Genomic DNA, 21,736 nt, shown 5'->3' with positions numbered 1-21,736 from the left:
TTCATCGTATGGCGGGAAGCATCAGAACAGTCGTTGCAATTTCAGGACTCTATATTCCACGCGCGCGCTTATCGCGAAGTTTCACCTCGGCCCATACGGCGAAAGCGCCTGCGAAAGCGCTGCAAGAAAGAGCCGGCCGGCGTGCGTGAGGTGATGGCGTGAGGGGTACAGCGCATAGACCGACATCGGGACGGGCGCCCAGCCCGGCGCCACGATGCCCAGGGTGCCCTCGTCGATGTCTTTCTGACACAGCACCTGCGGCAACTGCGCCACGCCGATGCCGGCCATGGCGGCTTTGCGAATGACCAGCAGGCTGTCGCTGTGCAGCCGCGCCTTCACCGGGACGACGCAGGTTTCGCCTTGCGGCCCCGACAAAGTCCACCGGGTCGCGTGCTCGTCGAAGCTCCAGCCGATGGTGGGCCACTCCACCACATGCCCTGGGTCCACGGCCAGCCCGGTCTCGGCGATGAGCTGCGGCGAGGCCACCAGCACATAGGGCGACGCCATCAACTGCTGTGCCACCATGCTCGAGTCGGCCAATGCGCGCCGTGCCGGCTGGATGATGAGGTCGAAGTGTTCGTCCGGGGAGCTGCCATCGGTGGTCTTCATCGTGAGCGTCACGCGGGGATAGTCGCGCGCGAACGCGATCGCCACGTCGCCGATCAGGAACGAAGCCAGCGCGATCGGGCAGGCCACGCGCAGGACCCCGCTGGGCTCGCCGCGGCCCTCCTGCGCCATCGCGAGCGCGGCACGCGTTTCGTCGCGGATCTTCAGGCCGCGCTGGAACATTTCCTTGCCCAGCTCGGTGACTTCGAAGTGGCGCGCGTTGCGCATCAGCAGCGCCACGCCCAGGCGCTCCTCCAGCGCGGCGATGCGGCGGCTGAGGCGCGATTTGGGAATGCCGGTGCGCTGACTCGCGGCTGAAAACCCGCCTGCCTCGACGACCTCCACGAGCATCATCAGGTCGTGCGGTACGTCGGTCAGTTCTTGCATGAAAAGCCTTATGTCATCGGGGCGGTTCCGTTCACATTCTGCGCCAGGAGCGACACGCCCAGTTGCGCCCGGCGCCGCAGCCAGGGGGACGGCCGATAGCGCGGGTCACCCGTCAGCTGCTGCATGTTGACCAGGATCTGCAGGACGACCTTCGGCGACAGCTGGTTGCCCCACGACAAGGGGCCGGACGGATAACCCAGGCCCAGCGTCACGGCGCTGTCGATGTCGCCCGGTGTGGCGACCTGCTGCTGGGCCATGTCGCAAGCGATGTTGATGATCGTGGCCACGACGCGCTGGGCGATCAACCCGACGCTGTCCTGGACGATGCTGACCTGTCCGCCCGAAGCAAGCAATCCGTGCGCCGCATCCCGCGAAGCCTTGCTGGTGAAGGGCGAAAGCATCAGGGCGCGGCGTTGCGCATTGGCGAAGAGCATGTCGAGCGCCACCGTGCGTGTGGGGTCCAACCCCTCATCGGCACAGCACGTGCTCACGTCCTCGCCCAGCGGCGTCACGAAGCACAACGCGTCCTCGCTGGGGCGCGCCGCTGTTTCGATCTCGGCGCCCAGGCCCGACAGCAGCGCGCGCGCGGAGCGGCCCAGCCCGGGCTGCGCGCTGCTCACCCAAACGCTGGCCGGCCGGTCGTCCGGCGGCCGCAACGGTAGAGGCTTCACCGCATGGCCGTCCACGTAGCGGTAGAAGCCTTCGCCGCTCTTTTTGCCCAGCAGCCCGGCGCGCAGCCGTTGCGTGAGCAAGGGCGTCGGGCGAAAGCGCGGCTCCTCGTAGTACTGGCGGTAGATGGATTCCATCACCGGGGCCGAGACGTCCAGCCCCACGAGGTCGAACAGCTCGAAGGGCCCCAAGCGAAAGCCGGCCTGCTCGCGCAGGATGGCGTCGATCTCGTGAAACGGCGCAACGCCTTCGGCCACCAGACGCAGCGCTTCGGTGCCCAGGCCACGGCCGGCGTGGTTCACGACGAACCCCGGCGTGTCCTGCGCGCGCACGGGCGCGTGGCCCATGCGGTTCACCAGCGCGACCAGGCTGTCGCAGACGGCCGCTCGCGTCGCCACGCCGGCCACCACTTCCACCAGCTTCATACGTGGGACGGGATTGAAGAAGTGCAGCCCGGCAACCCTCGCGGGCCGTGCGCACTTGGCGGCGATCTCGGTGACCGACAGCGACGAAGTGTTGGTGGCCAGGATGCAACTCTCCGACACCACCTGCTCCAGTTCCTTGAACAGCGCCTGCTTGGCGTCGCGGTTCTCGACGATCGCTTCGATCACGACGTGGGCCGGCGCCACGTCCTGCAGCCGCGCGACGGCGACGAGGTTGGATGCGGCCGTCGTCGCGACGCTCCATTCCAGCTTGCCCTTGGCGGCGAGGAAGTTCAGTTCATCGGTGATCGCGGCCCGGGCCTCTTCAGCCCCGTCGCGCCGCGTGTCGTGCAGCAGCACGGTGATCCCGGCTTGCGCGGCGACTTGCGCGATGCCGCGGCCCATGGCCCCGGTGCCGACCACGGCGATGACGAGTTCCGGTGATAAAGCGTCGAAGGACATGGCGGCCGGCTACTGCGGGACAACCGCGGTCGCCTCGCGCGCGCCGCCGGCCTGGAGCACGTCGACGATGTTCTGCAGTGCCTGCCGCACCTGCCCGCCCATGGTGCTGCTGTGGAACTTGCAGTCGCCGTCCCAGCCGATCATGCCGGCGACAAAGACCATGCGGCCGGTGGCGGCCACGCCGTTCGCGTAGCCACGGGGACGCGGCCAGCCCGGAGGCAGCAGTACTTGCATTGGAATCTCCCTTAGTGAACTTGAACGAATGTGTCCAGCGCCTGCCGGATGTCCGGCGGCAGCGGGATCGGCCGGTGGGTTTCCAGGCTCGTGGCGACCAGCACTTGCCGTACCTCGACCCGGCATTCGGCGCCGGCGTCGCACCGCAGCTGCAAGGTGATGGAGCTCGTTCCGACGCGCTCGACGCGGATCGACAGCACGACGTCGTCGCCGATGCGGCTCACGGCCTTGAAGCCGCACGCGAGGCTCACGGTGGGAAACCCCAGCCGCCGCACGGTGAAGAACTCCGCGAAGCGCACGCCCAGGCCGTGGGTGAACCAGTCTTCCACCAGGTCGTTGAACATCACCAGGTACTGGGGGAAGAAGACGATGCCGGCCGGGTCGCAGTGCGAGAAACGGATGACGGCCGGTCTGCTGAAGCAATTCGACGAAAGAGTCATCGGGCGTAGCCGCCGTCTTTCTTGATCATCGAGAGTTCGGAGAAGGTGAGCCCGGTGTGCTCGGCCGGTGTGTACTTCACGAAGAGGCCGCCCAGGTCGTGGGACTTGAGGGTCTCGAGCGCCGCCTTCACCGAATCGGGGGTGGGACTGCTCCCCGCGCGCTTGAGCGCCTCGACCACCACCTTCATGTTGATGTAGCCCTCCAGGCTGCCGTAGCTGAAGTTGTTCTCGCCGATCTTCTTCATGGCGCTCTGGTATTCCGCGATGAGCGGAATGGCCGCGTTCCATGGGTAGGGTACGACCTGGGACACCACGACGCCGGCCGCATCGGCACCGATGGACTTGTACAGGCCCTGGCCGTTGAGGAACGAGAACGAATAGAAGCGGGCCTCCGCCCCCCCGGCGCGGTACGCCTGGATGAACTTCGCCGCGACGGCGTTGGTGGCCGACAGGACCACGGCGTTCGGCTTGAGCGCGGCCAGCTCCTGCGCCTTCGCGGCCGCATCGGCGCCGTCTTGCTGGATCGCCGCGCTGCCCAGCATTTTCTGTCCGCGCTGCTCGACCAGCTTGCGCGTGGCTTCCATGGCCGACCGGGCACCGGGGTTGTCGTTGTGAGCGAAGGCGATCCGCGTCAGGCCGATGGTGAACAGGTGGTTGACGATGCGGCTGTACTCCTCCTCGAAGCTGATCCGCAGCGGGAAGCCGTAGGGCGTGTACTTCACCACGGGCGCGGCGCCGGTGTAGGGGGCGACGAGGGGCACTTTCACCTCGTTGGCCGCGGCCAGGGCCCCGACAGACGACGTCGTGCCGATCGGCGTCAGCAGCGCGACGGCGCCCTCGGCGGCGAACTTCCTGACATTGGCCGCGGCCCTTTCGGCATCGTTGCCGTCGTCGGCCTGTCGCAGCTCGAGCTGCCGGCCATGGATGCCGCCCCGGGCGTTGGTGGCTTCCAGCATGGCGCGGATGCCGGTCAGCGGCTCGGTCGACAGCGCGGCCAACGGTCCGGTCTGCACGTACGTCTGCCCGATGACGACGGGCGGCCTGCCTTTTTGCTGCGCGGCCGCCGCCAGGGAAGCCGCGACGGCGATCGCGCCGATGAGGATGCGAGACGGTCTGTTCATTTCCATTGCTCCTGTTGAGGGCGTGCCTAAACGCCGATGTAGCGATGCCAGAGCGACGGGTCGGCGGCGAGCTGGTGCGACGGCCCGGCCCAGGCCACGCGGCCGCGTTCCACGATGGTGTGCGTGCCCGCGAGCTTCACCAGCCGCTTGACGTACTTGTCGATCACCAGGATGGTCTGCCCCTGCCCGCGCAGCGTGTCGAGGCAGCGCCAGATTTCCTCGCGCACCAGCGGCGCCAGGCCTTCGGTGGCTTCGTCGAGGATCAGCAGCTCGGGGTTGGTCATCAGCGCGCGGCCGATGGCCAGCATCTGTTGCTCGCCGCCGGACAGCTGCCCGCCCATGTTGCCGCGCCGCTGCAGCAGTCGTGGGAAGAGCGCGTACACGCGGTCCAGCGTCCAGGCATTCGCCGCAGCTCGGCGGTTGGCCGCGAACGCCTTCAGGTTTTCTTCCACGCTCAGGTTGGGAAAAATCTGGCGGCCTTCAGGCACCACGGCGATGCCCAGACGCGCGATGCGGTCGGGCGAAATGCCGTCGATGCGATCGCCGCGAAAGCGTATCGAGCCCGCGCGCGGCTTGACCAGGCCGAGCAGCGACTTCACCGTCGTGGTCTTGCCCATGCCGTTGCGCCCGAGCAGCGTCGCCACCTCGCCGGCGTTGATGGCCAGCGACATGCCGAACAGCACCTGGCTGGTGCCGTAGCCGGCTTCCAGGTTTTGCACTTCAAGCAACGCACTCAAGATCGGCCTCCTGTTCTTCGTCGCCCAGATAGGCTTTCTGCACCGCGGCGTCCTGCCGGATCGCCGAGGGCTTGCCGCTGGCGATCACATGGCCGAACACCAGCACCGAGATGCGGTCGGCCAGGCGGAACACCGCCTCCATGTCGTGTTCCACCAGCAGCATCGTCACTTCACCGCGCAGCGACTGCAGCAGGCTCACCATGCGCTCCGATTCGTCCGGCCCCATGCCGGCCATCGGCTCGTCGAGCAGCAGCAGCTTGGGCTTCGTCGCCAGCGCCAGTCCCATCTCCAGCTGGCGCTGTTCGCCGTGGGCCAGCGAGCCGGCGAGGCAATCGAGCTTGCGCGTGAGACCGACGCGGTCGGCCACCGCGGCCGCGCCCTCGTGCGTGAGGGCTTCGTTGCGTGCGCTTTTCCAGAGGCCGAAGCTGGAGCCGTCCCGTGCCCGCACCGCGAGCACCAGGTTGTCCAGCACGGAGAGGCGCGGGAAGGTGTTGGTGATCTGGTAGGAGCGAGCCAACCCGCGCGCCACGCGCTGGTGGATGGCCAGCTTGTTGATCTCCGCTCCATCGAACAGGATGCGGCCGCTGTCCGGTTTGAGCGTGCCCGAGATCTGGTGGATCAGCGTGGTCTTGCCGGCGCCGTTGGGGCCGATCAGTGCGTGGATCTCTCCGGCATGGATCTTGATGTTCGCGCGGTCCGTGGCCGTGAGGCCGTCGAAGCGCTTGACGAGCTGCTCGACCTGCAACAAGGGCTTGCTCACGGATTCGTCCTCCGGCGGACCAGCCCGGCCAGGCCATGGGGCGCGGCCAGCACCACGGCAAGCAGCACCGCGCCGAGCGCGAATTGCCAGTGGATGGTGTGGGCGCTCAGCACTTCCTCGAGCAGCAGGAACACGGCCGCGCCGACGATGCCGCCGTACAGGTGGCCGATGCCGCCCAGGATGACCATCATCATCAGCATGCCCGACTGGCTCCACTGCAGCAGCGATGGGCTGACGAAGCCGGACTGGTTGGCGGCCAGCACCCCCGCGAGCCCGGCGATGGCGCCGGCCAGCGTGAAGGCGGCGAGCTTGTGGCGATAGACCGGGTAGCCGATGGCGGCCATCCGCGTCTCGTTCTCGCGGATGGCTTGCAGCGCGTGGCCGAAGCGCGCGTTGAGCAGGCGCTGCACGCCGGCGAAGGCGAGCGCGGCGACGCCCAGCACGACGTAGTAGAAGACGGTGTCGTTGGCCATGTCCATGCCGCGCACGATGGTGGAGCGGGCTGCGAGAGCCAGCCCGTCCTCGCCGCCGTAGGCCTTCAGCGACACGGCGACGTAGAACAGCATCTGCGCGAAAGCCAGCGTGATCATGATGAAGTACACGCCTTTGGTCCGCAGGCTGATGGCGCCGATCACGAGTGCGAACGCGGCGCTCATCAGCACGGCCAACGGCCAGGCGATCCACGCCGACTCCACGCCATGCTGCATCAGGATCGCGACGGAATAGGCGCCGACGCCGACGAACGCGGCATGGCCGAAGCTCACCATGCCGCCGAAGCCCAGGATCAGGTTCAGGCTGGTTGCAGCCAGCGCGAAGATCAGCACGCGGCTGGCCAGCCCGACATAGAAGCCCTCGTTCAGGGCTTGCGCGATGAAGGGCAGGGCCAGCAGCACGGCGAACAGGGCCGCGGCAGGCGCGGGGCGCCAGCGATGGTCAAGCAGGGAAATCATGGGTTCATCCTCTCGCGGGGAACAGGCCTTGCGGCTTCCAGAACAGCACCGCGGCCATCAGCAGGTAGATGGCGATCGATGCGATGGCCGGGCCTGCGCCCGATGCGGTCGAGGCGCCCAGGGTGCTTTCCAGCACCAGCGGCAGGAAGGTGCGCGCGCAGGTGTCGACCATGCCCACCAGCAGCGCGCCGACCAGTGCGCCGCGGATCGAGCCGATGCCGCCGATGACGACGACGACGAAGGCCAGGATCAGGATGCTCTCGCCCATGCCCACCTGCACCGCCAGCAGCGGGCCGAGCATGCCGCCTGCCAGCGCGCACAGCGCGGCACCCAGGCCGAACACGGCGGTGAACAGCAGCTTGACGTTGGCGCCCATGGCCTGCGCCATCTCGCGGTTCGAGGCGCCGGCGCGCACCTGCATGCCCACGCGCGTCTTGACGACGATGAGGTACAGCGCGGCGGCGACGACGAGTCCCACGCCGATGATCAGCAGGCGGAACGCGGGATACGAAAGCCCAGGCATCAGCTGCACCGGACCGCTCAGCGCAGCCGGCGGATTCAGCACGATGGGCTGCGGGCCCCAGATCATGCGCACGCCTTCATTGGCCATCAGCAGGATGGCGAAGGTGCCCAGCACCTGGGCCAGGTGGTCGCGCTGGTAGAGCCGCCGGAGCACGGTCATCTCCAGCGCCATGCCCAGCACGGCAGTCGCGGCGACGCCGGCGGCGAGGCCCACCGCGAACGAGCCGGACGTGGTGGCCGCCGTGGCGGTGGTGTAGGCGCCCAGCATGTAGAGCGAGCCGTGGGCCAGGTTGATCATGTCCATCACGCCGAACACCAGCGTCAAGCCGGCGGCCAGCAGGAACAGCATCAGCCCGAACTGCAGGCCGTTCAAGGCCTGTTCAAGAAGCAGGATCGTGTTCATTTCTCACTCGAAAACCGCGCGGCTCAGGAAGCCATCTTGCAGCTGCCGGCGTAGGCGTCCGCGTGGTTCTTCAGCACGGTGCCCAGCGTCCGGTTGGTGACGCGGCCCGTGGCATCGCGGGTGACGACGCGCAGGTAGTAGTCCTGCACCGGGTAGTGGTTGTTGTTGAAGCGGAACGCTCCGCGCACGGACTGGAACTTCGCCGCCTCGAGCGCCTTGCGGACGCCCGCCTTGTCCGCGAGGTTGCCCTTGACGCCCAGCACCGCCGAGTCGATCAGCCGCGCGGCGTCGTAACCCTGCGATGCGTAAAGCGAAGGCAAGCGCCCGTATTCCTTCTGGAAATCCGTCACGAACTTCTTGTTGGCGGCGTTGTCCAGGTCGTGCGCCCAGTGCGACGAATTGAACATGCCCAGCATCGGCTCGCCGACCGCGCGGATCACGTCTTCGTCCGCCGAGAAGCCGGGCCCGAACAGCGTCATGTCCTTGGACAGCCCGGCACCGACGAACTGCTTGATGAAGTTGATGCCCAGTCCGCCGGGCAGGAAGATGTAGACGGCGTCTGGCGAGGCCGCGCGCATCTTCGACAGCTCCGAGCCGTAGTCCAGCTGGTTGAGCGCCGTGTAGTTCTCCAGGACGATCTCGCCCTTGTAGAAGCGCTTGAAGCCGGCCAGTGCGTCCTTGCCGGCGGGGTAGTTCGGCGCCAGCAGCGCGACGCGCTTGAAGCCCTTTTCCTGCACCGTCTTGCCCACGGCCTCGTGCAGGTTGTCGTTCTGCCAGGCCACGTTGAAGAAGTAGGGGTTGCACTGCTCGCCCGCGTACTGCGACGGGCCGGCGTTGGCGCTGACGTAGTACGTCTTCTCCTTGAAGACGGTGGAGCCCACGGCCAGCATCACGTTCGAGAACACGATGCCGGTCATGAAGTCGACCTTGTCCTTCTTCAGCAGGCGCTCCGCCGTCTGGCGCCCGATCTCCGGGTTCTGCTGGTCGTCGGCGATGACCACGTCGGCCGTCAAACCGCCGAGCTTGCCACCGCCCTGCTTCACGGCCAGGTTGAAGCCGTCGCGAATGTCGATGCCCAGGCCCGAGCCAGGACCAGACAGCGTGCTCAGGAAACCGATCTTCACGCTGTCCGCGGCCAGCGCGGGAGCGACCGCTGCGCAGAGAGCCGAGGCGGCAGCGGCGATGAAGGCAAGGCGTCGGCCGCCCGTCGAAATGGGTCGCATGAGAATCCTCTCAGTGGTGGTGTGTGGGGGAAGAAACTATTCGGGGCTGCGCAAGCGAAAGCGCTGCAGCTTGCCGGTCTGGGTGCGCGGAAGTTCGCGGCGGAACTCGATGGCGCGCGGGTACTTGTAGGGCGCGATGGATTGCTTGACGAAATCCTGCAGTTCGCGCGCGAGTTCGTCGGTGCCGTGCGTGTCGCCCTTGAGCACGACGAAGGCCTTGACGATCTGGCCGCGTTGCACATCCGGCACGCCGACCACGCCGCATTCGGCGATGCTCGGGTGCTGCAGCAGCGCCTCCTCCACGTCGGTCGAGGCGATGTTGTAGCCGGCCGAGACGATCATGTCGTCGGTGCGCGACTGGTACCAGAAGTAGCCCTGCGCATCCATCGAATACGCGTCGCCGGTGTAGTTCCAGCCGTCCTTCACATACGTCGCCTGCCGCGGGTCGGCCAGGTAGCGGCAGCCCGTCGGGCCCTTGACCGCGAGCCGGCCCACCTGCCCGATGGGCGCCGGCCGGCCGTGTTCGTCCATGATGCAAGCTTGGTAGCCTGGCACCACCGTTCCCGTCGCGCCGGGCCGCGCATGCGCTTCGTCGGCGGAGATGAAGATGTGCAGCATCTCGGTCGCACCGATGCCGTCGATCAGTTCGATGCCGGTGGCGTCGCGCCACTGCGCGCGCGTGTCGGCCGTCAGCGCTTCGCCGGCCGACACGCACTTGCGCAGGCCGGTGTGGGCGACGCCGGGCAGTTGTGCCAGCGCGCGGTAAGAGGTGGGCGCGGTGAACAGCACGGTCGCGCCAAAGGCCTTGACTGCCTCGATCAGTTCGGCGGGGCTGGCCTTTTCCACCAATGCCGCCGATGCGCCTACGCTCAAGGGAAAGAGCAGCAGGCCCCCCAGCCCGAAGGTAAAGGCCAGCGGCGGCGTGCCGATGAAGACGTCGTCCTCTTGCGGGCGCAGAACGTGCCTGGGCCAGCAGGCGCAAGCCGCCATCACGTCGCGATGGAAATGCATCGTGCCTTTGGGCTGGCCGGTCGTGCCCGACGTGAAGGCGATGATGCAGGTGTCGTCGGCCGCTGTGGCAACGTTGTCGAACTGCGCCGGCTGCTTCGCCATCAGCGCTTCTACGCCGTCCGGCCCCGGATCGTTGAAGAAACGCACCTGCTTCAAGGTCTGCGATTGGGCGGCCGCCGATTGCAACTCGCCGGCCAGCCGGCCATCGCACAGCGCATGAGTGACCTGCGCCTTGTCGAGGATCTGCTTGAGCTCCTTGCTGCGCAGCATCGGCATGGTGGCGACTGCGATGCCACCGGCCTTGACCACGGCGAACCAGCATGCCGCCATCATCGGGTTGTTGGGCGCGCGCAGCAGCACGCGGTTGCCCGGCACCAGGCCCATGTCGCGCACCAGCATGTTGGCGATGCGGTTGGCGTGCTCCAGCAAGTCGGCATAGGTCCAGCGCACGCCCGAGGCCTGGATGCACAGGCGGTTGCCGCGCCCTTGCGCCACATGGCGATCCAGCAGCTCCACCGCGCAGTTGAGCTGCTGCGGAAAGGCGAGATCGCCCTCGCCGAGCAGGTATTCGGGCTGCTGACCCAGCGGTGGCAGATGATCGCGAGCGAAAGTGTCGACGTGGGCGCTCATCACATCACCTCCCCGCCGGACACGGACAAGGCCTGGCCGGTGATTGACGCCGCGCCCTCGCTGCACAGCCACAAGACCGTGGCCGCCACTTCGGCGGGCTGGATGAGGCGGCGCTGCGGATTGGTCTTTTCGAACTCGGCCCGCGCGGCCTGCGCCGTGCGCCCTGTCTTCTCGACCACGTTGTCGATGCTGGCGCGCAGCAGTTCCGTATCGGTGTAGCCCGGGCACACCGCATTGACGGTGATGCCGCTCCGGGCCACTTCCAGCGCGAGCGACCGCGTCAAGCCCAACACGCCGTGCTTGGCTGCGGCGTAAGCCGACACATAAGCGTAGCCGCGCTGCGCCGCCGTGCTGGCGATGTTGACGATCCGCCCCCAGCCGGATATCAAGTCGGGCAAGGCGGCCTTGGAGCACAGGAACGTGCCTGTGAGGTTGACGGCCAGCATCTGGTTCCACAGTTCAAGCGAGGTGTTGGCGAAGGGAGCGCTTTCGGCCTGGCCGGCGTTGTTGACCAGGATGGAGACAGGCCCGAGCTGCTCGCGCGCTTCCGCGAAGGCGGCCTCCACCTGGTCCGGCTGCGTCACGTCGACCGCCACCACATGGCTGCGCGAAGGCGCGGGGAACAGGGCGGCGATTGAAACGAGAGGCTCCATGCGCCGTCCCATCAAGGTGACGTTGGCACCACAGGCAGCGAGGGTGGTGGCGATCTCGGCGCCGATGCCCTGGCCCGCACCGGTCACGACAGCGTGCCGGCCTTTCAGCTCTGGCAGGATCACGCGCGCTCCTTCGCAGCGGAGGCCGTGGCCATCGCGCTCTTCTCACGCGCGATGTTGGCTTCGAGCTGTCCCTTGGCAGAGCGGTAGGGCTTGGGCCAGTCGACGGCCTTGAAGCCGATCTTCGCCGCCTCGGTCAGCGTCCAGGCCGGGTTGGCCAGGTGCGGCCGGGCGATGGCGCACAGGTCGGCACGGCCGGCGGCAATGATGCTGTTGACGTGGTCCGCCTCCGAGATCGCACCCACGGCGATGGTCGCGATGTTTGCTTCGTTGCGCACCTTGTCGGCGAACGGTGTCTGGAACATGCGCCCATACACCGGCCGCTCGGCTTTGCTCACCTGCCCGGAGGAGCAGTCGATCATGTCGGCGCCGGCGTCCTTGAAGGCCTTCGCGATCACCACGGCGTCGTGCGGCGTGATGCCGCCTTCGACCCAGTCGTGCGCCGAGATGCGCACCGAGATCGGCAGGTGATCCGGCCACACCTCGCGGATCGCCTTGAACACCTCGATGGGGTAGCGCAGCCGGTTCTCCAGCGAGCCGCCGTACTCGTCGTCGCGCTGGTTGGTGAGCGGCGAGATGAAAGACGACAGCAGGTAGCCATGCGCGCAGTGCAGCTCCAGCCAGTCCACCTCCGCCTCGGCGGCCCAACGCGCCGCGCGGACGAACTGCGCCTTGACGATGTTCATGTCCTCGCGCGACATCGCGCGGGAGACCTGGCTCACGCCTTCGAGGTATTGCTGCGGCGATGCCGAGATCAGCGGCCAGTTGCCCGATTCCAGCGGCTTGTCCGTGCCTTCCCAGCCCAGGCGGGTCGAGCCCTTGGCGCCGGCGTGGCCCAGCTGCAAGGCGAACTTCGCGTCGCTGTTGGCGTGGATCCAGCGGGCGATCTTCCGCCAGCCCTCCATGTGGCTGCGTTCGTACAGGCCGGGGCAGCCGGGCGTGATGCGCCCGGTCGGGCTCACGCATGTCATCTCCGCGAAGACCAGGCCCGCGCCGCCGGTGGCACGCGCGCCCAGGTGGATCAGGTGGTAGTCGCCGGGGTGGCCGTCCTCGGCGCTGTACTGCGCCATGGGCGACACCACCACGCGGTTCTTCAGCGTGACGCCGCGCACGGTGAACGGCGTGAACATCGGCGGCGTCGGGCCGGCCGGCGCGTCGGGGCAAGCCGCATCCCGATCGGAGAACCAGCGCTCGAAGCCCTCCAGCCACTCCGGGTCGCGCAGGCGCAGGTTCTCGTGCGAGATGCGCTGCGAGCGGGTGAGCATGGAATACATGAACTGCTCCGGCTCCAGCTTGTCGGCGTAGCGCTCGCCCACCACCTCGAACCATTCCATCGCGTTCCACGCGGCGTTCTGCAGGCGCAGCACGTCCACCTGCCGCAGCTCCTGGTAGCGCCGCAGCACGTCATTGGTGTCCGCCCCGCCGTCGGCGGCCCGGCCGAACTGGCGTGCCAATTCGATCGCATCCTCGATGGCCAGCTTGGTGCCCGAGCCGATGGCGAAGTGCGCGGTGTGCACCGCGTCGCCCATCAGCACGACGTGGCTGTTGCCGTTGTGCAGCCACCACTGGTCGCACTTGATCCGCTGGAAGTTCAGCCAGGCAGAGCCGCGCAGGTGGCGCGCGTTGGTCATCAGGCGATGCCCGCCCAGGTGCCGCGCGAACAGCCGCTCGCAGAACGCGACCGATTCGTCGGCGTTCAGCTTGTCCAGGTCATGCGCCTTCCACACATGCTCCGGCGTCTCGACGATGAAGGTGGTCGTCTTGTCGTCGAACTGGTAGACGTGGGCCTGGAACCAGCCGTGCTCGGTGCGCTCGAACGTGAAGTTGAAGGCGTCGTAGAGCTTGGTCGTGCCCAGCCAGATGAAGCGGTTGGGCCGCGTGACGATGTCGGGCTTGAAGGTCTCTGCGTACCTGGTGCGGATCTTCGAGTTCACGCCGTCGCAGGCGACCACCAGGTCGGCGTCGGGGAAGTCGGCGTCCGACTCGACCTCGCGTTCGAACTCCAGCTTGACGCCCAGATCCTCGCAGCGCGCCTGCAGGATGTTGAGCAGCTTCTTGCGGCCGATGCCGACGAAGCCGTGGCCGCCGCTGCGCAGGCGCCGGCCCTTGAACTCCAGTTCGATGTCGTCCCAGTGGTTGAAGGCGTCCTCGATCGCGGCGGCGGTTTCGGTGTCCCACATCCGCATGTTCTGCATCGTGGCGTCCGAGAACACCACGCCCCAGCCGAAGGTGTCGTAGGGCTTGTTGCGCTCCACGACGGTGACGTCGTGCGACGGGTCCTGCTTTTTCATCAGCAGCCCGAAATACAGCCCGGCCGGCCCACCGCCTATGCACACGATCTTCATGACGACACCCCAATCAATGGATTGGCATTTACTTTAGATGTCAACTATTCAAATGTCAACAAGGCGCGGGTAAATACCCACGCCGCTGGGGTGGCGTTCGGCACACGGCCGATCTTTTCCGCGAGAAGCGGACAGCGCCGCGCGTGCGCTGCCACAAGTGGATAGCTGCCGCGCCCGCTCCCTGAAATGATGGCCCGGCCCCGCGATTGCAGCGAAGGCATCCATCAAAGACGGAGACATCATGTTTACTTCATTCGCAGCGCGGCCAGCCCCTCGCCGCATTGCCGCCACCGCGCTCGCGTTGCTGGCCCTGGCCTTGCACGGCGGCAACGCCAGCGCGAGCCGGGGCAACGCGGCCGGTTTCACCAACGCCGCGAGCTCGTCGGTCAACTACTCGGCCACACCTCATTCCTCGGTGCTGAGTTGCGCGGCGATGGCCAAGACCACTTCGGCCGGCGTCGTGCTGAGCGCGCAGCTCATCGCCGGCTCCGCCGCCGCGCCCGAGCATTGCCGCATCACCGGCACCATCCCGGCCGAGATCGGATTCGAGATCAATCTGCCGACACAGTGGAACGGGCGCCTGTGGATGTACGGCAACGGCGGCTTCGCCGGTGAGGACGCGAACGCAGTCAAGGAAGTCGAGTCGCGCCACGCCGGCCTCGCGAAAGGGTTCGCCACGGCCCGCACCGACACCGGCCACCTGGACGCCAAGGAGCCGCTCGCCAGCTTCGGCCACAACCGCGTCGACAAGATCATCGATCACGGTTACCGCGCGGTGCACGAAACAGTGACGCTGGCCAAGGCATTGGCCAACGAGTACTACGCGCGGCCGGCCGCCTACTCGTACTTCGACGGATGCTCGACCGGCGGCCGCCAGGGCATGATGTCGGCGTCGCGCTACCCGGAGGACTTCAACGGCATCATGGCCGGCGCGCCGACGCTGCGCTGGAGCGACGTGATGATGAAGGGCCTGGCGAACGACCAGGCGCTCAAGGCCGCGCCGACGTTGACGCAACCGAAGCTGGCGAACGCGTTCAACGCCATCCTCGCCAAGTGCGACGCGAAGGACGGCGTCACCGACGGCCTGCTGAGCAACCCGCCGGCCTGCGACTTCAACCCGAAGGTCGACCTGCCCAAGTGCGGCGCCGCCGTCACCGACAGCTGCTTCACCGACGCGGAAACCACCGCGCTGCAGAAGCTGCGCGATGGCCCGAAGATCAAGGGGCAGAGCTACTTCCCGCAGTACTACGGTGTGGAGGATGCCACCGCGGCGATCCCCTGGCTGTTCTGGCCCGGTGGTCCTTCGCCCACGGTGCTGACGCTGTTCGGCGAGTCGTACATGAAGTACTTCGCGTTCGAGACCCAGGATCCGGCCTACAACTGGGCGAACTTCAACTTCGACACCGACCCGGATCGCATGACACGCATCAACTCGATCCTGAACCCGCAGCCCGAGCTGGCGGCGTTCAATGCGCGCGGCGGCAAAATCGTGTCGTACTGGGGCTGGGCCGACGCCGCGCTGAACCCGATCATGGGCACGGACTACTACAACGCCGTGAGCGCGAAGCTCGGGGCGGCGCAGACGCAGGCGTTCTACCGAATGTTCTTCATCCCCGGCGTCGCGCATTGCAGCGGCGGTTATGGCCCGAGCCAGATCGACGGCATGACGCCGCTCATCGAGTGGGTGGAAGGCGGCAAGGCGCCCGAGCGGCTGCCGGCCAAGCTGGTGACCGCCGGCGTCACCAAGTTCAACCGCAGCTACTGTCCCTATCCGCAGAACACCGTGCACACGGGCGGCGATACGGAGAACCCCGCCAACTGGCGCTGCGAAGAGCCGCCCGCCATCGCGGCCGTCGACTCGGGCGGCGGCGGCTGCACCGTGGGCAACGGCACGGCCGACGCGGCGCTGCCGATCCTCATGCTCGGTGCGCTGCTGGGGTTGCTGCGCCTGCGCCGACGCAGGGGCTGAGTGAACTTGCTGTTGGCCGCGACCCTGGCCGCGCCACCAGTCTGGTGGGCGCTGGCCCCCTGGGTAGCGGCCGACAGGTTCACCGGCGCGGCCGCGCTGCTGTCGGCGGCGCTGCTCTATCCCTTGCTGGAGGAGCTGAGTTTTCGCGGCCTGCTGCAGGGCTGGCTGCTGGATCGGTTGGGAGGCTGGCACCGCTACGGCGGCATCAGCCTGCCGAACCTGCTGACCTCACTCGCGTTCAGTGGCGCCCACCTGGCGACACAGCCGGTCTTGTGGGCAGCGGCCATGGTCGTGCCGTCGCTGGTGTTCGGCCATCTGCGCGAGCGCCATGGCAGCGTGCTGCCGCCGATGGCGCTGCACATCTACTACAACTCGGGCCTTATCCTGTTCGTTGAATTGGCCCAATGAGCCGCTTCAACGTGGCCGAAGGCGCGATGCCGAAGCGGCGGCGGTAAGCCTCGGAGAAGCGCCCGAAGTGCGCGAAGCCGCAATCCAGCGCCACACCGGCGACGCTGGTGTTCTCGTCGGCGGCCAGCAGTTGCGCGTGAGCCCGCTCCAGCCGCATCTCGCGCAGCCGTTGCATGGGGCTGTGTTCGCGAAATCGCTGGAACGCGTCCAGCAAGGTCCGAACCGGCACGCTCGCTGCCTGCGCGATGTCGGCCAGGCAGATCGGCTTGGCCACGTTGGCTTCCATGTAGGCCTCGGCCTTGCGCACGCAGGAGGGCGAGATCATCCGCTCGCGGACACCCGCATCGTCCAGCGGCAGCCACGGCTGGCCCGCCAGCAGCAGGCTGATCAGCAGCCGCTCCATGTCGGCGGCGATGAGCGCGTTGTCCTGCGCCAGCCGTAGCAGGGCCGGCGAATTGACAAGCATCTGCAACTGCGCCAGCCAGGGCTGCAGCGCGGCGTTCCCCAGGTCGAGCGCGGGCTGCAGCCGCAGGTTCCAATGGCCGGTGTGGGCGAACACCGCGGCGCGGTCCAGGCGCACGATGAACTGCTCGCAGTCGCCCGAGAGGTCGGCCAGGAACGGCTTGCCCGGCCCGCTGATCATGCCGTGGCGCGGGTCGACCACCAGCAACTGGTCGTCCGCCAGCGTGCGTGCCCGGCCCCGCAGGCAGAACATCAGCAGGTGGTAGTCATGGAGCAGGCCGACGTCGACGTGCATGGGCGCGCCGAACCCGATGGCGCCCAGGCCCACGCCGCCGATGCGGATGAAGTCCATGTGCGAGGGCGCGTCGGTGGAGGCGCCGTTGGGCTGCAGCGTGTGCGGCTGCATGACGCCCGCAATGCGCTCGCGCGTATCGTCCAGGTCGCGTGACTCGAACAGGCGGTGCTGGTGCAGGCATTGCGGCGGCAGCAAGGCGCAGACCGCGGGGACAGCATTCATGGCGCGACGTCCTTCGGGCCATGGGGCTGGACTGCAGCGCGACCCGTGGAACTACTTTAGGCGTCAACTATTCAAAAGTCAATTACGAAGTGTCGTGCCGGCGACCCGCATCTGCCTCAGCCATTGCGCCGGCGTCACGCCCAGCGCGCCCTTGAAGCGGCGGCTGAAGTGGCTCTGGTCGGCAAAGCCGCAGTCCACTGCCACGTCCGCGAGTGATGTCCCGGCCAGCATCGCCTCCTGCGCCTTGCGCACGCGCACGGCATTGAGGTAGATGTGGGGCGGCACGCCGAAGTGCTGCGCGAAGGCGCGCGTGAGATGCGCGCGCGACAAGCCGGCGATGCCGGCCAACGTCAGCACATCGACATCCTGGGCATAGTGCGCCTGCAAATGGTCACGCACCTTGTTCATGCGGAGACCGCCGGCCGCGCGCGGATCGAGATGCCGCGTGCCTGTTTCGCCGTGCCGCACCAGGATCGCCGCGAGCACGTGGCGCGTCAGTTCTTCCGCGCGCAAGGTCTCGCCCGGTTGGTTGATGGCCGCGACCGCCTGCGCGAACTGGCGAGCGAGGGCGCCGCCGCGCACCACCGGCTGGCGGAAGTGGCGGGGCATGACGATGCCCGCTTCCGGGTCCGCGCAGCCGGCCACCACGTCCTCGGGCACATAGAGCATCGAATAGCCGAAGCCTTCCGGCGCGCCACGCTTGCCGTCGTGGGCTTGGTCGGGGTTGAAGAGGATGAGGTCGCCGGGCAGGCTGGCATGCAAGGTGCCGCAGCAGTTGAAGGTCTGCACGCCGGCGTGGGTGAGCCCGATGGAATAAGTCTCGTGGCTGTGGCGCTCGAACGCGTGTTGCTGGAAATGCGCCTTCATCAGCGTCACGCCTTCCACCGCGCCCGGCTGGAAGCGCGCCCAGTCGTTCGGGTGGGAACCGTGCTGCATGAAACAATCGTACATCCAAGAGGAGCCGCCATGCGCCTGCGACACATCGAGATGTTCAACGCCCTGATGATGACCGGCAGTGTCAGCGGCGCCGCCAAGTTGATCAACGTCAGCCAGCCCGCGGTGAGCCGCATGCTGCAGCATGCCGAGGTGCAGCTCGGCTTCCAGCTGTTCCAGCGCGTGCGCAACCGCCTGGTGCCGACGCCCGAGGCGGAAACCCTCTTTCCGCATGTGGAGCGCGTGTTCAAGGACCTCGACGAGGTGCAGCGCGTGTCGGCCACCTTGCGCGGCGGCAAGGCCGTGGCGGAGCTGCGCATCGCTTCCATCCTGACGCTGGGCCACGAAGTCATCCCGCGGGCCTTGAAGCTATTCAACGCAAAGCACCCTGACGTGGGTGTCGTCATCAAGACCTTCCATTCGCCCGAAATGCTGTCGGCCCTGCTGCTGCATGAGGCCGACGTGGGCTTTCTGTACGGGCCGGCATCGCACCCGGCCCTGCTGCTCGAAGAAGTCGGCCAGGCCCACATCGTGTGCGTGGCTCCCAAGGGGCTGCTCCCCGCCCGCGCCGTCAAGAAGGGCGCCATCTCGCTGCAGGAGCTGGCGGGCACGCGGGTGATCGGCGTGGAGAGCACGCAAACCCTGGGCGCCACGATCAGCCAGGCCTGCCGCGAAGCCGGCATCGCTTTCTCGACGCCGTTCACGGTGCAGACGTACCACGCCGCGCTGGCACTTGTGCGGCACGGTCTCGGCGCAGCCCTGGTGGACAGCTGCACGGCGCTGTCGGCGGATCTGGCGGAAGTGGAGGTGGTGGCGCTGGAGCCGGCCGTGCCGGTCGCCATCCTCGCCGCCCGGCCCGCCGCGGCCGCCACGTCGCTCCCGGCCCGCAGGTTCACCAAAGCGGTGCAGCAAGTGCTGGCCGGGCCATAACACTGCGTTATGGCGCATAGCCGCTTTGGCAGTGGGCAAGCCGCCGCCCTGTGCCTAGACTGCGGGCTCCATCGTTGATCTTGAGGAGTTCCAAATGAAGTTGACCACCTTGGCCGGCGTTTGCCTGCTGATCGCCACTGCCGCAACCGCTGCCGCGGCGGACACGTTGAAGAAGGTGGGCGAAACCGGTCGCATCACGCTGGCTTACCGCGAATCGTCGGTGCCCTTCAGCTACATCTCCGGCACGGGCAAGCCGGTCGGCTTCTCGATGGACATCGCCGACGCGGTGGTGCGCGAGCTCAAGCGCCGCAGCGGCAAGGTGCTGGAGGTGGAGTACATGGCCGTCACGTCGCAAAACCGCATCCCGCTGCTCACCAACGGCACCATCGACCTGGAGTGCGGCTCCACCACCAACAACTCCACCCGCGGCAAGGACGTGGCATTCGCCACCAACCACTTCTACACGGGCACGCGCCTCCTGGTCAAGAAAACAGCGAGCGTGCGCAACTACCAGGACCTGGCAGGCAAGGTCGTCGCCACGACGTCGGGCACCACGAACGCGCAGGTGCTGCGCAAGTACAACTCCGACAAGAGCCTGAACATGCAGCTGATGCTGGCCAAGGACCACAGCGACGGCATGCTGCTGGTGGACTCCGGCCGCGCGGTGGCGTTCGGCATGGACGACATCCTGCTGTATGGCCTGATCACCACCGCCAAGAATCCGGCGGAGTGGGACGTGGTGGGCGACTCGCTGCAGGTGGAGCCCTACGCATGCATGCTGCGCAAGGACGACCCGAAGTTCAAGCAGCTGGTCGACGGCGTGATCGCCGACATGATCAAGTCGGGCGAGTTCGAGCGCGCGTACACCAAGTGGTTCATGTCGCCCATCCCGCCGAACAACACCAACCTCAAGCTGCCGATGGCCCCGCAGCTGCGCGACAACCTCAAGGCCCGCAGCGACAAGCCCGCCGTCTGAGGCAAAGCGATGCAACCCGCGCTGAAGTTTCGCCGGCCCTTGCCGAGTGCCGTGGGCATCCTGGGCGGCATGGGCCCGGCGGCCGGCGCCGACTTCGCGCGGCTGTTCGTGGATTCCTGCACCGACGTCATGCGCGCCATGGGCGTTGCGGTCACTGACCAGGCCTATCCGGAGCACTGGCTCGCGCAGGTGCCCATCCCCGACCGCTCGGCATCGTTGCTGCTGGAGTCTCGCGGCACGGATGCGCCGTTGGAGTCGATGAAGCAGGTGGCTGCACGCCTTGGCGCACTGGGCGCACGCACGCTCGCGATCGCGTGCAACACGGCCCACGCGTGGCACGCGTCGCTGCAGCGCTGCATGCCCGACCTGGAAGTCATCCACGGCGTACAGGAGGTGGCCATCGAACTGGCGCGCCGGGGCGTGCGCGACGTGGGCTTGCTGGCCACGGAAGGCACGTACCACGCGGGTGTCTACCAAGAGGCGCTGGAACATGCAGGCCTGGCTTGCCACACGCCCACTCCGGCCGAGCGGCAGCTGTTGATGGAAGGGATCTACCAGGGTGTGAAGGCGGGCAACTTGCCCTTCGCACGCGAGCGTTTCGAAGCCGTGACCCGCGCGCTTGCCGAGCGGCACGGCACCGACGCGATCATCATGGGTTGCACCGAAATCCCATTGGCGCTGAAGGCCGGGAGTGGCCAGGCGGGCCTGTACCTGGCCGACCCGGCCCGGATCATGGCGCGGGTGCTGGCGGCACGCGCGTACGGCATCGAAGACGTGGCCGCGGTCTGGCCCGCATGAAACAAACGTACAAGACGCCAGCCGCCCGCACGTCCACACTGCGTCATCGTTGAACAGGGCGTTCAACATGAAAGGCAGAGATGGAACAGGCGATCGACCTCAAAGCAAAGCTGGCCACGTTCGAGGGCCACTGGCAGCCGCGCACGGTGTGCGACTACAACGGCCACGACGTGATGGTGGCCAAGATCCAGGGCGAGTACCACTGGCACGCGCATCCGGACACGGATGATTTCTTCCTGGTGCTCGAAGGCGAGATCGAGATCGACCTGGAGGGCGGCCGCACGGTGCGTCTCGCACCTGGGCAGATGTTCGTCGTGCCGCGCGGGGTGCAGCACCGGCCGCGCGCCGCGAAAGAGGCGCACATCCTGCTGATCGAGCCGACCGGTACGCCCAACAGCGGCGATGCCGCTACCGCGGCGCCGCGCCGCGTGATCTGAGCGGCGCGATGCAAGCGCAGCAGATGGCGGCGTTCTTCCTGTTCGCCGTGGCCGCCGCGGTGACGCCGGGGCCGAGCAACCTGCTGGTGATGGCCGCGGGCGCGAGGGGCGGCTGGCAAGGTGGCCTGCGTTGCCTGGCGGGCGTCGTGGTGGGGATGGCCCTGCTGATCGGTGTCGCCGCGTTCGGCCTGGCCGGTGTGCTGCAGGCCTGGCCGGGACTGCTGATGGCGCTGCGCGCAGGCGGTTCGCTGTTCCTGCTCTGGCTGGCCTGGCAGATCGCGAAAGCGCCGCCCATGCGGGCCGGAGGCGAGCCGCCGCCCGCGGGATTCGGCGCGGCGTTTGCGCTGCAGTGGGTCAATCCCAAGTCGTGGATCGTCGGCGCGAGCGCTGCCGCCACCTTCAGCGCGGCGCCGGGCCAGCCCGCTGCCACGCATGCCGCGCTGCTCGCCGTCCTCTTCGCGCTGGCCGCCGCGCCGAGCTGCGCGGTGTGGCTGGTGGGCGGCGCGATGCTGCAGCGCTGGATGAAGGACGCGCGGCGCGCCAGGTGGGTGAACGGCGGCATGGGGCTGCTGTTGGCCGCGTCCGTCGTGATGCTATGGACGTAGCGTTCG

General features: G+C 67.6%; 21 protein-coding genes and 1 pseudogene. 7 read left to right on the top strand and 15 right to left on the bottom strand.

Annotated features, from left to right (window positions below; translation table 11 throughout):
* Positions 1-81: 81 nt before the first annotated feature.
* The 13 genes and pseudogenes from EEB15_RS17990 to EEB15_RS17930 all read right to left on the bottom strand — a co-directional run bounded on the left by EEB15_RS17990 (position 82) and on the right by EEB15_RS17930 (position 13,695).
* Entirely contained in the window at positions 82-993 is a 912-nt protein-coding gene (locus EEB15_RS17990; protein WP_141511244.1) for a LysR substrate-binding domain-containing protein, read from the bottom strand.
* A gap of 8 nt (positions 994-1,001) precedes the next feature.
* Complete coding sequence (locus EEB15_RS17985) at positions 1,002-2,546, bottom strand: 3-hydroxyacyl-CoA dehydrogenase (protein ID WP_141511243.1); 1,545 nt, start codon at positions 2,544-2,546, stop codon at positions 1,002-1,004.
* 39 nt (positions 2,547-2,585) lie between these two features.
* A pseudogene (locus EEB15_RS17980) lies at positions 2,586-2,780 on the bottom strand (RidA family protein); the annotation flags it as partial.
* Positions 2,781-2,791: 11 nt separating this feature from the next.
* Positions 2,792-3,220, bottom strand: coding sequence for a thioesterase family protein (locus EEB15_RS17975; RefSeq protein WP_141511242.1), 429 nt, complete (start codon positions 3,218-3,220; stop codon positions 2,792-2,794).
* Complete coding sequence (locus EEB15_RS17970) at positions 3,217-4,341, bottom strand: ABC transporter substrate-binding protein (RefSeq protein ID WP_233259536.1); 1,125 nt, start codon at positions 4,339-4,341, stop codon at positions 3,217-3,219. The genes EEB15_RS17975 and EEB15_RS17970 overlap by 4 nt, the downstream gene beginning before the upstream one ends.
* A gap of 26 nt (positions 4,342-4,367) precedes the next feature.
* Complete coding sequence (locus EEB15_RS17965; RefSeq protein ID WP_141511240.1) at positions 4,368-5,078, bottom strand: ABC transporter ATP-binding protein; 711 nt, start codon at positions 5,076-5,078, stop codon at positions 4,368-4,370.
* Positions 5,062-5,838, bottom strand: a complete 777-nt coding sequence (locus EEB15_RS17960; protein ID WP_141511239.1) for an ABC transporter ATP-binding protein — start codon at positions 5,836-5,838, stop codon at positions 5,062-5,064. The genes EEB15_RS17965 and EEB15_RS17960 overlap by 17 nt, the downstream gene beginning before the upstream one ends.
* The gene (locus EEB15_RS17955) at positions 5,835-6,788 is read right to left on the bottom strand and encodes a branched-chain amino acid ABC transporter permease (RefSeq protein ID WP_141511238.1); all 954 of its coding nucleotides are present in this window, start codon (positions 6,786-6,788) and stop codon (positions 5,835-5,837) included. Before EEB15_RS17955 ends, EEB15_RS17960 begins: the two co-directional genes overlap by 4 nt.
* Before the next feature lie 4 nt (positions 6,789-6,792).
* Positions 6,793-7,713: a branched-chain amino acid ABC transporter permease gene (locus tag EEB15_RS17950; protein ID WP_141511237.1), complete on the bottom strand. Its 921-nt coding sequence runs from the start codon at positions 7,711-7,713 to the stop codon at positions 6,793-6,795.
* 23 nt (positions 7,714-7,736) lie between these two features.
* Complete coding sequence (locus tag EEB15_RS17945) at positions 7,737-8,936, bottom strand: ABC transporter substrate-binding protein (RefSeq protein WP_141511236.1); 1,200 nt, start codon at positions 8,934-8,936, stop codon at positions 7,737-7,739.
* A 36-nt stretch (positions 8,937-8,972) separates the two neighbouring features.
* A complete protein-coding gene (locus EEB15_RS17940; RefSeq protein WP_199236563.1) occupies positions 8,973-10,580 on the bottom strand; it encodes an AMP-binding protein in 1,608 nt (535 codons plus the stop codon).
* Positions 10,577-11,347, bottom strand: a complete 771-nt coding sequence (locus EEB15_RS17935; RefSeq protein WP_141511266.1) for an SDR family NAD(P)-dependent oxidoreductase — start codon at positions 11,345-11,347, stop codon at positions 10,577-10,579. The genes EEB15_RS17940 and EEB15_RS17935 overlap by 4 nt, the downstream gene beginning before the upstream one ends.
* A 2-nt stretch (positions 11,348-11,349) precedes the next feature.
* A complete protein-coding gene (locus EEB15_RS17930; RefSeq protein ID WP_141511234.1) occupies positions 11,350-13,695 on the bottom strand; it encodes a bifunctional salicylyl-CoA 5-hydroxylase/oxidoreductase in 2,346 nt (781 codons plus the stop codon).
* A gap of 241 nt (positions 13,696-13,936) precedes the next feature.
* On the opposite strand from EEB15_RS17930, the gene EEB15_RS17925 reads away from it, so the two are divergent.
* The gene (locus EEB15_RS17925) at positions 13,937-15,664 is read left to right on the top strand and encodes a tannase/feruloyl esterase family alpha/beta hydrolase (RefSeq protein WP_141511233.1); all 1,728 of its coding nucleotides are present in this window, start codon (positions 13,937-13,939) and stop codon (positions 15,662-15,664) included.
* The gene (gene mrtJ, locus EEB15_RS17920) at positions 15,665-16,072 is read left to right on the top strand and encodes a JDVT-CTERM system glutamic-type intramembrane protease (RefSeq protein WP_141511232.1); all 408 of its coding nucleotides are present in this window, start codon (positions 15,665-15,667) and stop codon (positions 16,070-16,072) included.
* Here the strand turns inward: mrtJ and andR are convergent.
* Both andR and EEB15_RS17910 read right to left on the bottom strand, forming a co-directional pair.
* Positions 16,044-17,051 carry an anthranilate 1,2-dioxygenase regulatory protein AndR gene (gene andR, locus EEB15_RS17915; protein WP_141511231.1) on the bottom strand — a complete coding sequence of 336 codons (1,008 nt, stop codon included), beginning with the start codon at positions 17,049-17,051 and terminating at the stop codon, positions 16,044-16,046. The genes mrtJ and andR overlap by 29 nt on opposite strands.
* Positions 17,052-17,129: 78 nt before the next feature.
* A complete protein-coding gene (locus EEB15_RS17910; RefSeq protein ID WP_233259535.1) occupies positions 17,130-17,987 on the bottom strand; it encodes an AraC family transcriptional regulator in 858 nt (285 codons plus the stop codon).
* A 30-nt stretch (positions 17,988-18,017) separates the two neighbouring features.
* Here EEB15_RS17910 and EEB15_RS17905 point away from each other — a divergent pair, with 30 nt between their 5' ends.
* From EEB15_RS17905 to EEB15_RS17885, 5 genes are all read left to right on the top strand, one after another.
* A complete protein-coding gene (locus tag EEB15_RS17905; protein ID WP_141511229.1) occupies positions 18,018-18,914 on the top strand; it encodes a LysR family transcriptional regulator in 897 nt (298 codons plus the stop codon).
* Positions 18,915-19,008: 94 nt separating this feature from the next.
* Positions 19,009-19,890 carry a transporter substrate-binding domain-containing protein gene (locus EEB15_RS17900; RefSeq protein WP_141511228.1) on the top strand — a complete coding sequence of 294 codons (882 nt, stop codon included), beginning with the start codon at positions 19,009-19,011 and terminating at the stop codon, positions 19,888-19,890.
* Between the two features lie 9 nt (positions 19,891-19,899).
* A complete protein-coding gene (locus EEB15_RS17895) occupies positions 19,900-20,688 on the top strand; it encodes an aspartate/glutamate racemase family protein (RefSeq protein ID WP_141511227.1) in 789 nt (262 codons plus the stop codon).
* An 80-nt stretch (positions 20,689-20,768) separates the two neighbouring features.
* Positions 20,769-21,125 (top strand): cupin domain-containing protein, encoded by a 357-nt coding sequence (locus EEB15_RS17890; protein WP_141511226.1) that lies wholly within the window; start codon positions 20,769-20,771, stop codon positions 21,123-21,125.
* A gap of 8 nt (positions 21,126-21,133) precedes the next feature.
* Complete coding sequence (locus EEB15_RS17885; protein ID WP_141511225.1) at positions 21,134-21,730, top strand: LysE family translocator; 597 nt, start codon at positions 21,134-21,136, stop codon at positions 21,728-21,730.
* Positions 21,731-21,736: the final 6 nt, after the last annotated feature.

Source organism: Ramlibacter sp. WS9, from assembly GCF_003797765.1.
In the GTDB taxonomy this organism is placed as follows: Bacteria; Pseudomonadota; Gammaproteobacteria; order Burkholderiales; family Burkholderiaceae_C; genus Ramlibacter.
Note: the sequence above shows the minus strand (reverse complement) of the source record. Positions and strands in the feature narration are given on the sequence as shown.